12 protein-coding genes are annotated in these 12,913 nt (G+C 33.1%); 8 read left to right on the forward strand and 4 right to left on the reverse strand.

Going from position 1 to position 12,913, the window contains the following annotated elements:
• Positions 1–67: 67 nt before the first annotated feature.
• The 4 genes from DK508_RS13400 (at position 68) to DK508_RS13415 (ending at position 2,970) form a co-directional block, all read left to right on the forward strand.
• A complete protein-coding gene (locus DK508_RS13400; RefSeq protein ID WP_109301258.1) occupies positions 68–901 on the forward strand; it encodes a DUF2306 domain-containing protein in 834 nt (277 codons plus the stop codon).
• 40 nt (positions 902–941) lie between these two features.
• Complete coding sequence (locus DK508_RS13405; protein WP_109301259.1) at positions 942–2,105, forward strand: acyl-CoA dehydrogenase family protein; 1,164 nt, start codon at positions 942–944, stop codon at positions 2,103–2,105.
• Between the two features lie 92 nt (positions 2,106–2,197).
• Positions 2,198–2,539, forward strand: a complete 342-nt coding sequence (locus tag DK508_RS13410) for a helix-turn-helix transcriptional regulator (protein ID WP_109301260.1) — start codon at positions 2,198–2,200, stop codon at positions 2,537–2,539.
• 2 nt (positions 2,540–2,541) lie between these two features.
• Complete coding sequence (locus tag DK508_RS13415) at positions 2,542–2,970, forward strand: SRPBCC domain-containing protein (RefSeq protein WP_109301261.1); 429 nt, start codon at positions 2,542–2,544, stop codon at positions 2,968–2,970.
• Between the two features lie 28 nt (positions 2,971–2,998).
• On the opposite strand, the gene DK508_RS13420 is transcribed toward DK508_RS13415, so the two are convergent.
• From DK508_RS13420 to DK508_RS13435, 3 genes are all read right to left on the reverse strand, one after another.
• Positions 2,999–4,960 (reverse strand): AIM24 family protein, encoded by a 1,962-nt coding sequence (locus DK508_RS13420; RefSeq protein WP_109301262.1) that lies wholly within the window; start codon positions 4,958–4,960, stop codon positions 2,999–3,001.
• Positions 4,961–5,105: 145 nt separating this feature from the next.
• Positions 5,106–6,569: a hypothetical protein gene (locus tag DK508_RS13425; protein ID WP_109301263.1), complete on the reverse strand. Its 1,464-nt coding sequence runs from the start codon at positions 6,567–6,569 to the stop codon at positions 5,106–5,108.
• Between the two features lie 805 nt (positions 6,570–7,374).
• Positions 7,375–9,960 (reverse strand): endonuclease, encoded by a 2,586-nt coding sequence (locus DK508_RS13435; RefSeq protein WP_109301265.1) that lies wholly within the window; start codon positions 9,958–9,960, stop codon positions 7,375–7,377.
• A 641-nt stretch (positions 9,961–10,601) separates the two neighbouring features.
• On the opposite strand from DK508_RS13435, the gene DK508_RS13440 reads away from it, so the two are divergent.
• The 4 genes from DK508_RS13440 to DK508_RS21180 all read left to right on the forward strand — a co-directional run bounded on the left by DK508_RS13440 (position 10,602) and on the right by DK508_RS21180 (position 11,673).
• A complete protein-coding gene (locus DK508_RS13440) occupies positions 10,602–10,790 on the forward strand; it encodes a hypothetical protein (RefSeq protein WP_109301266.1) in 189 nt (62 codons plus the stop codon).
• Between the two features lie 21 nt (positions 10,791–10,811).
• Positions 10,812–11,006: a hypothetical protein gene (locus DK508_RS13445; RefSeq protein ID WP_109301267.1), complete on the forward strand. Its 195-nt coding sequence runs from the start codon at positions 10,812–10,814 to the stop codon at positions 11,004–11,006.
• A gap of 292 nt (positions 11,007–11,298) precedes the next feature.
• Positions 11,299–11,448 (forward strand): hypothetical protein, encoded by a 150-nt coding sequence (locus DK508_RS21175; protein ID WP_160114707.1) that lies wholly within the window; start codon positions 11,299–11,301, stop codon positions 11,446–11,448.
• Between the two features lie 30 nt (positions 11,449–11,478).
• Entirely contained in the window at positions 11,479–11,673 is a 195-nt protein-coding gene (locus DK508_RS21180; protein WP_160114708.1) for a hypothetical protein, read from the forward strand.
• 48 nt (positions 11,674–11,721) lie between these two features.
• On the opposite strand, the gene DK508_RS13455 is transcribed toward DK508_RS21180, so the two are convergent.
• Positions 11,722–12,906, reverse strand: a complete 1,185-nt coding sequence (locus DK508_RS13455; protein WP_109301269.1) for an acetate/propionate family kinase — start codon at positions 12,904–12,906, stop codon at positions 11,722–11,724.
• Positions 12,907–12,913: the final 7 nt, after the last annotated feature.

The raw sequence follows: 12,913 nt of genomic DNA on the forward strand, positions 1-12,913 counted from the left end.
TACAAACTAAAACATCATTCATTCATCATCAATCAGTATACCACAAGTGTACTAAAAAAACGAACAAATGAAATCATCTAATACTACTATTAATGCCTTATGGCATAAGTACTCTAGTGCGCAAAATGCACTAAAATTAACATCGAGTTTTTGGTTTATTGTAGCCGTAGCGGGCCAATGGCTATTTGCCTATTACATAGCCGTTTTCTATGGAGGATCCCTTGTCCAGGGTAACTTAGCAGAATGGACAAGACGAATGATCCACGGTTTTATAGAGGGTGATTACTTAGGTAATGCATTTGTATTGCTTCATATATTATTGGCTTTTGTAATTACTTTTGGAGGGCCTTTACAATTTATCCCAATACTAAGAACAAAGTTTCCTTCATTTCATCGTCGAAGCGGGCGTTTATATATAGTAACGGCTATTATAATAAGCTTGGGAGCATTATACATGGTTTGGGGTCGTGAAGCTTTAGTTGGTGGGTTCTTTGGTCAACTAGCCATATCAGGAAACGCACTTCTTATTGTCATATTTGCCATAATGACCATACGCACTGCAATTGCCCGTAATTTTGATGCCCATCATAAATGGGCATTACGAACTTTTATGGTTGTTAGTGGCGTGTGGTTTTTCAGAATAGGATTTGGCTTGTGGATCTTTATACATAATGGTACTGCTCCTGGATCAACTCAAGACCTTACAGGCCCTTTTGATAAGTTCTTATATCTAGCAAATTATCTACTACCATTAGTTTTTCTTGAACTTTATCTATTTGTTAAAAGTAAATCGAGCTCTCTAGGAAAATATATTATGGGAATACTCCTTTTGTTTCTATCTGTTATGACCGTTTTTGGAATATTTATGGCTGCTCAAATTTTTTGGTTTCCAAATCTCTAGAATACCAATCATAAATCAATTTGAATTAAAAAACTCAATGATGAAAATAAAAACCACCAACAAAAGGCATGCTAAATATGAAGATCAACTGGAAAAAATATGCAACAAACTCCGAGAAGTAACAGAAACCAAAGATTATGAAGAGTTTTACATGTTGTTTAAAGCTTCTGGATTGCCATTTATTCCTTGTAATGAAAAGAGTATAGAAATTGTACATCAAGAATGTTTTGATATTCTTCATAAAATTGGTCAAATATCTATTCCTGTGTCTATAGCATTATCTATGCACTATTATATTTTGGCGTCAATATCGTGCTATCCATTCTCAATAAAAAGTACACAATATTGGAAAAGAGAAACATTACTAAAAAAAATAAAACATCAGAGATTATTAATCGCTAACACAGGTTCTGTTAGAACCTTCAAAAATATAAGTGATAACAAGAGCATACTAGCACAAAAAGAAAATGAACATTACATTATCAATGGAGAGGCCTCATTTATGTCACTATCTGAAATCGCTGATTACTTGGTCTTTACGGCGACATTGCCCGATCATACAAAGACAGTATTTTTTATTCCATCACGTAGCAACAATATAGAATTTATGGATATTGCATTTGGAGGAACGATGGAAGGGTCTTTTACTAAATCGGTAAAAATAAAAAACTTAAAAGTACATTGTGATAATGCAATTGATTTGGCGAATGCAGAAGAAACCTCATCAAAAATATTAATATACCAAAGGACATGGTTTCAGGCATTAATACCTGCACCATATTTAGGTGCCACTTTAAGTGTTATCCATGAGTTGAAAAAGTTTAGTAAAACCAAAATTAAAAACAATACTGTATTATCTGAATCTGAAACTTTTTTGATAAGTATCGGTGAATTAGTTATGAAATATAAGGTTGCATATCAATTATGTAAAGATGCAGGATTAATGATTTCGAAATTCAAAAAAAATGACATATTATCTTTAGAAAAAGCATTTGAAAACTCTTTAATGTCCAAATATATTTCTACGCATTATGCTGAAGAAATTGTTACGAAAACCAGACATATTATGGGGTCAAAATTTCTTGCACCTAGCTCGATAACCAATAAAATATATAAGGAAATCGTATTTGGTGTTTTACAACCAATGACCGATTTTGATATTAAAAATTACTTCGGACAGTCATCCATGAAAACTATAAAATAGGGTTTCCAATATTACAAAAACTTTATTTTCTTTAAAAATATTTGCGCAAGCGAATACTTACATATATATTTGCAAGCAAATACTTGCATAATATGGAAGCTAGAAGAGATGTTTTTCAGGCTATTGCGGATCCAACAAGACGAAAAATAATTGGATTATTAGCAGATAGTAGTAAAAATTTGAATTCAATTTCGGAAAATTTCAATATGTCTCGACAAGCGGTCTCTCTGCATATCAAAATACTTCAAGAATGTGATCTTATTGTAGTACAGCAAAAAGGTAGAGAACGTATCTGCGAAGTTCAGTTAGAGAAACTCAACGAAGTATATGAGTGGACAGATCAATTCAGGACTTTTTGGACAAATAAATTACATGCATTAAAAAAAGTTGTAGAACAACCAAATGATCATATTGATTCACCAAAAAAACTATAATTATGAAAGCAGTAATCGTAGAAGAGGTATTTAATGCCACAGCAAAAACTATCTGGAAAGCATTAACCAATACGGATGAAATGAAAAAATGGTACTTTGATCTACCTAAATTTGAGCCCATAGTGGGATTTGAGTTTACCTTTACTGGGCAAGGAAATACTGGAGAAAAGTATATTCATTTATGTAAAGTAACAGAGGTTATTCCTAATCAAAGACTACAGTATAGTTGGGAATATGAGCATCTTGATGGTTATTCTCTGGTAACTTTTGATCTTATTGAAGAAGGTACTAAAACTCGCCTGAAACTCACGCATAGTGGTTTGGACTCTTTCCCTCAAGATCACAACGACTTTACTATACAAAGTTTTACCAATGGTTGGACCACATTGGTTACAAAATTTCTATTGGATTATCTTAAAGGCAAAAAATAGTTTTTACGCGCAAACGGGATATAACATTCTAAATTGGAAGTATAAAACTCTTAATAAACCTTACGATTCCATTTTTGGAAGCACCTTTCATATCGGCATCAATAAGAATTAGATCATCATCTTTCTTTTTAAGATAAATACCACTCATAAAAACATCTACGATATTTAGTTCTGATTCTACATTGAAGCGCGTATTTTTTTGCCATGCCAATATTCTACTCGTTGCTACACTGGCATTAGCTCCTATATGACCATGAGTTATTGGTTCTCCTTTTGTTAATAATATCAATTTACCCGGTCCTTTTGCTGTTGTAAATATCAAACGACCAAATAATAAAGAAGTTAGTCTAAAACTTACCACAGCAGATATCTTAACCCCTTCACTCATCCCTACAAAATTTCTAAAATGAAATATTACCTCCTCACCTTCTTTTATATCCCATTCTACAAATTCATGACTCCCCATTGCTTTAAAGTGCACCTCTTCGGGTCTTGATTTCATAACTACTTTATTCATTGCATAATTACGAGTAAAAAGCCTTGCTAGTATAGCTGATTTCCATTGCGGTAACGAAAACTTTGGAGCCCTTCCGCTAGGTTCGAACGAACGTGATAAAAAATAGTTCTCTTTGGTCTCTTCGGGATTAATTGTATACTGATTACCCGTATTTTTTAATTTTCCTTTGCTAATATTTCCATCAGATTCTAATAGTGTAACGTAATTTTCATCATCAGACGAGAAAGCAACTCTAGAAAAAACGTACATAAAACTCTTCAAAATCAGGAAACCAAAGGCTATATCCAACAATAGGTTAATAAAAGTAATCGTATCAAACGTAGATTGTATAGTACGCTTTACCCCTTGGGTTAAGGTATGCATTTGATTCTTGATAGTTGTATTGATATCATTTGTTGATGACTTCACTCCATTTTGAATTTCAATAGCCGAATTTCTCACCTCAACTATTAAAGCTGATAAGAATTCTCTTCTTTGTTTGGCATAAATACCATTAACAGTTCCTTTTGCACTATTTTTCATTTGGCAAGGAAAATTAAGTTTTCCCCAAAAACCACAATCATCTTTTTTAAAAAACGGAGCCATTTGTGGTAATGTCGGTTTAAATATACCCGCATACACTCCAGCTACTTCAGTATCTAAATCTTTTGTATTATTTGTGGCAATAATATTTAATTGTTCTGTACTATTTTTGATAGCCTCTTGCATACAAATCATCTCAGCTTCTAACGAAAATTCAAGATCTTTCTCAAACTGGTCTCTTTTGTACTTTCTATCTTCATTTGTAGACATGATAAAAGTATTATCATAAATCTTATCTATAGATGTCTTATTCATCTTACTATTCATAATTGCACCAGGAATAATAAAAATTAACAGAGGAGACCAATACAAAAACGACTTTGCAGTGAGCTTACCCGTTTGTTTGAGGCCCGTTTCTCTAAAAATATCTATGTTCTGTTTAATCGCTAGATAAAGAAAACGTATCAAAACCGTATACGTAAGAAATAATATGAGATGCTGAATATCCAGTAAAATCCATACGACAATAAGGGTTAATAAAAACGGTATTGAACGTAATTTACCTTTAACTATAAAATATAGAAAAGCTATTTTATAACATATAAAATGAAGTATACCAATTAGGGCTTGGTATGTATCCAACGAAAATTCCTCTGAACTACCCACCAAATGCACATAACCAGCAAAAAAAGCAGGTAACAATCCAACTATACGATAGTAGTTTTTACCCCCCATAACCAAAATCAATCCAATCGGTATGAGGTATAAAGGAATAGCGTATAGCAATCTAAATTCTTCGTGAATCGAAAATTTCGTTATTGAAAATCCAAAAATTGCAAAAAGAGAAAAATCTTCTATTGCTGGTAAGATTCCTAGTAAAACAATACATAAAAAAAGTGCAAATGGTCCCTCTTTGATAAGAGCCTGCTTGAGCTGTGTAAAATTGAGCATTCCCCAAATAATGTGTTGGTTATTTCTTTACAAGATAAGTAATTACTATCAATAATCTCGTTAAACCAAAATGTTAAGGCATATTGAAACATAAAGAAAAGTATCTTTTACGATTTATAAATACACACTTAATTTCTATAGTCAATTATATGTTATATACAGTGCTCTTATAAAGTTTGTGTTTACTTCTTTCTGCCATTGCCATATTAGATGCAGAGATTATTGATGATTTTTGAGAGGTATCTATAATAGCACTATTTTTTAACTTCTCAAAGGTTTCGATACAACCTTTACTTATTTTGGAAGAAGTTCCTCTATAAATATTTCTAAGTTTGGATGCAGCCTCTTTCTTTTTCTCTCGTATCAATGCCACATCTACATCATGAGTATTTAAATCCAAAATTAACTGATGAATCTGCTCCTTAACCCGTAAAGCTAATTTTGCAGATACTTTGTATCGTAATATCGTATTATATTTATTAGTTCTTCCGTACACTAAAGAAATTGTAAAACACAAGATTGCAGTAATAAATAAAGAAGTCCCTAGATACAAGTAAGGTGTATATTCAATAACTAAAAGTGCAATAGGAATCGTAAGCGCGAACAATACCTGGAGTGTAACAAACAGGTATCTTTGTCCAGTTAGAACCTTGACGCGTTTTTTTTGACTTTCATAGGTCTTAGACGCATTCTCCTCTAAAGTATTGAGTTGATTCTCAACCACAATCGTATCGGGAAATTCACTACCAAATATTTCTTTCCATTTTTGAGCGGCTAACCATTGTTGATTATTCTTAGAAAAAGTCATAGCTCTTACTGCCTTTTCATGAGCAATTATAGCCTTATATCTAAAATTAAACGTATTAGGAATAACCAGAAAATCCCCAATAGCTTTCCAATCCTTTTTTAATGGTTTTTGCTCCATTAAATACTTAAAGAAATCTTTGCACATTGCATCATAATATGAGTACGATTTATTTCTATATCTCCAGAATAATAAAAACTCATAAGCCTGGGTATCAATTAACATATCGGAAATTGGGACTTTGGCATTTTTTTTCCAAATTTTTGCCATCCTACAAAGCCTTTTGTGATTATCATTGGCGGCTAAGTTTAACATGGTCGTACTTTGTTTTTCCTTACTGAAATTTTTCGTTTCCCAAGTTCCACCTTTTCTAGGATCTGCATATATATGCGTATTATTTTCCTTAAAAAAAACAGGAGTTATTTTAAAACACATCTTATCAAAAAAACAAACCTTGATCTCCAGACTATCTTGTTCTATTACCGTATTAGGATATATCGCCGATATTGATCTTCTAACATCTTCAAGAAATAAGAACTGACCGTTATTTGGTTTGTCAGAATATAGTTGGTACATACGAGATGGCATTTCAAAAAGCATCTCGATCGTCTCTGTACTATTGTTTGCAGTCTCTCTACCGTAGCAACCTACATAAATACCTCCACAATAGGTATTTATATCCCAAAAATCATTATTAAGTTTTTTACATATAGAATTATACCGTAGTGAAATTATTGATTTCTTCTTAGTCGAAACTTTCAATTTATCGCAAAACACATTAAAATTAGCAGATATACTCATCATTCTAGTTATTTCCAATTACACAAAGGGCTATTTTTATTTAAGACATATATCTTTAACATCACCTACATAAAAAATATAAGGTTTGACGGCACCAGGGAATAACGTTCAGAGAAATATTTCTGTTGAACCAGTGCTATAAAAACATGTCCTAAATTGCAAGAATGAACACAATGCTTACTTAGTTAATCAATTGCGCATAAAGCGCATCAATCTAAATTGTCACATACATAAATTTGCAAGTAACATAAATCAAAAGTTTTAAGAGTAATAAAAGACTATAATGAGTGTGTGTGAAAATATTGCAGACGTATTAAAATATTGTATTTTTTGCCATACAAGGTTTTTAATTAATCGTCTTATTACCGGTCCTTTATTTGAGATTTTCTATATACTTAAAGTTACAAACAAAAACCCAAAAATGCTTACGGTTAAAACACATTTAGATGGAGGAAATTTTACAAAAACGCTGGAATACCCCAAAAAATATAGACATACAGAAAGTAAAGGGGCTTTAAAATAATAATAAGACTTACTGTTTTCCATAAATACAACATAGAAGACATGTATTTAGTCGGAAAATACTAGTATTAAAACACTTAGGTTTCACTAATTTCTAAAGTAATGCATTTAGAAGTTAACCCTATATATACTATCGTATACTATAGTGTTTATGTATAGGCTTCTTTACAATACCCATTATTTGATTTCAATACAAATACATATCACTTCGCTGTATTATGTAACTTAACAATAAAAAAGCCCACTTAAACAAGCGGGCCTTAATAATTCTAAATTTGATTAACACTTATTTTTGAATTACTACTTTTTGAGTTATTGTATGCCCTCCATCAGATGTTTCTAAAACATATAACCCCGAGATCACCTCATCTAATTCTATCCTATTTCGTTTAGCTATACCCGATTTTACCAAACGTCCATTCATATCCATCAACTTATAACTAAGTTCTCTATTGTCACTAGATTTTAAGTTTATAAATTGAGATGTTGGATTTGGAAACACTTCAGACGAAAATACTTTTCCTTCATTACCCAACTCTCCATCTATTTTTACTTTTGATACTTCTGTATTTCTTGCAGAAGATGCCCCTATTGTAACTGTGTAATCTTCAACTTCTCCATAACCAAAGGTTTCACAAGGAGAGGGAGCGCCGTTCCACTTCATAGAGACTCTCATTCTTGTATTTCCAACCGTTGCATTAGAGGGTACCGTAAAATTGTATGATAAATTACCTGCATTAGATGTAGATCCTGATACAACTTTCTCCGAGGATTCAAAAGATCCGTTTTTATTAAAATCTATCCATACTCCCCAGTGCTCGTTATAAGATGCACTTACAAACCCAACACTTAATACAATTGTATTTGAACCATAAGATAAATTCCCTACTTGTGCGGTAAAATCTCCATATCCAGAATTGGCAGCAGTAGTATTAGAAATCCCACCAACACCAACATAATCTATAAATTCATAATTGACAGTATTTCCTTTTGAAGAGCAATAAGAAACTACAATATCTTGCGTAGTAACACTTAGTGCATTACTACTACTCGAATTATTACCCGAAGCATCAAAAGCAGCTATTGTAAAACTATATGTTGTACCTGCAGTTAACCCAGAAACATTATAATTAGTTGTAGCAATCGTTCCTAAAAGAGTTCCATTTTGATATACAGTATATCCCGTTACTCCAATATTATCTGTAGACGCTGACCAAGATAAACTAGCACTAGTTTGCCCAATACTCGAAGCGGTTAAATTTGATGGTATCGAAGGTGCTTGAGTATCTGGGCCAGAACCTCCTCCTCCATTAAAAGTATGGTTTCCCAGATCACCAAACGTATTTTGAGAAAAAGAATCCCACTCTGAAGTTGTATAATTTGTAGATGGAGATGATACTTCTGATTTTCTTCGTAAAGTTACATCCTTGGCAAAATTAGAAGAACCTCCACTAAATGTTCCAATAACATCAATCAAAACTCCATTTTTAAATAAACCTACTGGATCATTTCCATTAAAAACCATTTCTGTAGATGATGACAATACATCAGCTTCATTCTTGATCGTATTAGTTGCTGAATTATTTGCTGCCACATAAACTTCGTTATTTGGCAAAGTTCCCGAAAGATTTAATCCAGAAGACCAAGATCCAGAACCATTAGTTTGTTTCTTGATAGCATATCCAGAAAGATTAATCGCAACTCCAGTAAAATTAGCTATTTCTAATGCCTTATTGTTAGAAGATCCTTCGATATACTCTGAAAAAAATAATTCTGTTGCTACTCCTCCTCCCGAAGTATTGTCTTGAGTAGTTACATTAACGGTATTACTCGCTGCCGATACATTTCCTGCCGCATCTTTGGCTCTCACAAAGAAGGTGTATGTTGTATTAGCAGTAAGTCCGGATACATTAAAACTAGCCGTCGAGCTAGTATTAAGTAAAGAACCATCTCTATATATATCATAACCAGTAACCCCAACATTATCTGTAGAGGCATTCCATGTTAATATGGTAGATGTTTCTGTAGTATTATTCGACACAAGGTTTGAAGGTGTTCCTGGAGCTACAGTATCTTCTCCTCCACCAGTATTTCCAAATCTATCTTCGGCTTGTGGTCCTCCCCATATTTTAGTAGCAAATGCAGGATTATCTATAAATGGATTTCTATTACCTTGAACACTCTCTAAAACAGGGTTTCTTTGAAGTTCTAATTGTGAAACAGGATCTTCTGCATTCCATTCTAAAAACAACTGAAGCATATTACTATCACTTGTGGCTGCAGCTCCTATCCCTACATTTTTAGGAAGACATCTGTTTCCATATCTAATATACATATACATCATCATACGTGCTACATCTCCTTTCCATTCGTCGCCAGGATACCAATGTCCTTGAGAGGTTGCACCTGAGTTCCCTGATCCATCAGCAAATTTTCTGCTTCCGCGTGAAGAATTTCGTTGTACATCGGCAGGCCTTAAATGATGGGCATCTGCCCCGGGTCCTTCTGTACCCAAATTAGGATTACCTAAAGATTTGGGATATACATGTTCTCTGTTCCAATCTGTAGATCCACCTCCGTTATTATTTACTCCACGGGTTCTATCGGTAGTAGAATTACCATCTGTATCATTAAATCCATACACCAAAATAACCTTAGATGCATCAGTTGGATCTATATCGCTTTGTTTTAAAGCATCCCATACTCCAGGTGTGTATGTTAGAAAAGTTACATGCGTATTGGTAACTTTTGTTCCTAATTCTGTCTGTAAAGATTGCCCCGTAAGATTTATATTTACATCATTGTAATACGCTGGGACTTGGCTATATCCAATAGCCGAAACTGCCAGCAGCAATAGTAGTACTTTTTTCATTGTGTTGTTGTGAGTTAGTATCTTTTAATCAAGCCGAAACTAAAATTATTTTAATAAAGATACCAGCCCAAAAGGTTACCAAATAGTTATGTAGTATGTTGATAATGTATCATTTAACATCAAAACCATCGTAAATGATTCATTATCAGCTATTTATAAAAAACATAAATGTTAATAAGTTATTTCTTACGGTATACACCAGAGTTCTCTTACGAAGCTCCCGTAAATAGTTAAAGCGATACTCTATTTAAAGCAATATTCCCTCATAAATATTGCGGTTTTCGGGTAACCGACTATGGATTATTTAAAGTAAATTTATCATCCAACTTTAATATATTACGCAAAATGAAAAAATCTAAAATTTTAGAAGGCCATTTCATTTTCTTTTAAAGCTTAAAGAATTAAAGGCAAATCTTAAGATTTGCCTTTTTTTATTCATGTTCCTTTTTCCTTTCCCTATATCTTTTTTGTTTCATTTTAAAGTTACCATTGTTTACAGTATATATCTTATACAAGAGCAGTATTCGCAAATCAATTAGTTGTTGAAATTTATAAATATCAAGAACTTAAACTTGTGACCTAAAGGTCTTTCTAATATTTTTAGGTATCAATTTCATTAACTCTTAAAAACCTATTAACAGATGAAAAAAATCTTAGGACTAACAGGAATTCAAACTATTAGCAAACAAGAACAACAAGGAATTAAAGGATCTTGGGGCCGCAGAGTATATTGCGGAGCGCCAAATATGTGTTGTACTAGACTCCCAAATGGAGGTGAATGGTGCGATTTTGGATATTGCCAATCAAACGGGAATTGTATTTGGGCCTAAAATTGTTTAAAGAAGCTATTTATGAAAAAGATTCTAGAGCTCACAGGAGTACAAAAATTAAGTAGAAAACAACAGGTACACATAAATGGAGCTCGCAGAGTTCTTACTTGTTGTCCTTCTGGTAGAGGTTGTCAAATCAGTTTTCCAGAATTTGGAATCCAATTTTGTGAACCTGGTGCATGCAGTAGCGACGGTAGATGTCTCTTTCTTGCATAAAATGTATTAGAATTATTAACTTTTTAAATATTCACTTATGAAAAAAATCTTAGAATTAAACGGGGTACAAAAACTCAGTAGAAAAGAACAAGTAAAGATTAACGGTGCCGGATTTGGCGGTTGCTGTAGTCCTAATCAATGCCGTGTTAGCTTTCCTGGAGGAAGTTTTTGTGAGCCAGGCCGTTGCCTTTCTTGGGGTGGTTGCATATTCTACTAGAAAGAATAACATTACAAAGGTTGAGTCTGTGACTCAACCTTTTTTCATTATACTATAACACAAAATCATCTCATTATGAAAAAAAAAGACATTAAAACTTTAAAACTAGACAAACAGACGATCGCAATTGCAAACTCTAATATGATTAAAGGAGGAAGAGTTCCTACCGCTACATCAAAATATACAGTTTGCGGATGCGTTACTGCGCGATCTGTTCGCTGTTAATCGACAATTCATTATATCTAATCATAAACAATGAAAAAGCTCTTAAAATTTCCAGGAATAGAACAACTGGATAGAAAACAACAAGCAAAAATAACAGGTTCAGACACCATCATAAGAGTGCGATGTTGCGGAAGCCGTAAATGCATGATCATTTACAATTCTGGAACACAATCTTGTGTACCTGGTTATTGTTCTGAAAGGGGAGGTAATTGTGTTATATTTTAAAACCTCTTTTTAATTAAGGATGAATCAATATTCATCCTTAATTAAACTTTATCCTAGTAATTGAAAAGATTGTTTGGCAATCTCTAATTCCTCATCTGTTGGAATTACTAATATTTTTGTTTTTGATGAAGGTAAACTTATATCTCTTATCTCCTTAGATCTTATACCATTCTTTTCTTTATCCAATTGTAATCCCAAGAAATCCATATCCTTGCAAACCATCTTTCTGATCACATCAGAATTCTCGCCTATACCTGCGGTAAAAACAATAGCATCTAATCCATTCATTATGGCTGCATAGGATCCTATAAACTTTTTGATACGGTATGCATTCATCTTTAATGCTAATCTACAATCAGAATTTCCTTTATTGGCCTCAGCTTCTATATCCCTAAGATCACTATATCCAGTAAGCCCCAGCATTCCACTTTCTTTTTGTAATAACATATTTACTTCATCCAAAGAATGACCTAAAGCATTTACCATATAAAATATGACCGCGGGATCGATATCTCCAGATCTTGTACCCATAATCAATCCATTCATAGGAGCAAATCCTAGGGTATGATCAATACTTTTTCCGTTTTCTACAGCAGTCATACTACAACCATTACCTAAATGAATTGTAATTATTTTGGCTGCATCTTTATCAAGATACTCAATGGCTTTTTGTGAAACGTATTTATGGCTTGTACCATGAAAACCATATAGTCTTATATTATTCTCTTCAAGATACTTATTAGGTATAGCATATTTGTGTGCTTCTACCGGTATAGTTTGATGAAATGCAGTATCAAAAACGGCTATTTGTTTGGCTTGAGGAAAAATTTCTTCTGCTACCAGTATACCTTCAAGATTTGCTGGATTATGAAGTGGTGCCAAAGCCGAAAGATCGCTTATCTTTTGTTTCACTTCTTTATTTATCAACACTGTTTTAGAAAAAGTACTCCCTCCATGAACTACACGATGCCCTACTGCATCAACCTCTGAAGCCGATTGTAGTACTCCTATTTTTTTATCCATCAAGTATGTTGCTATCAATTGTAAGCCATCCTTATGTGTCTTAATTGGACTCACTTTTTCTATCTTATCAGAACTTGTAGTGTAATTGATTATAGCATTATCTAATCCTATTCGTTCTACAAGGCCAGAGCAAATAACAGCTGCTTCTGGCATATTAAACAGTTGAAACTTTATAGAAGAGCTTCCTGAATTTAGTACTAATATTCTCATGTTTATA

The organism is Aquimarina sp. AU474, from assembly GCF_900312815.1.
Lineage (GTDB): Bacteria > Bacteroidota > Bacteroidia > Flavobacteriales > Flavobacteriaceae > Aquimarina.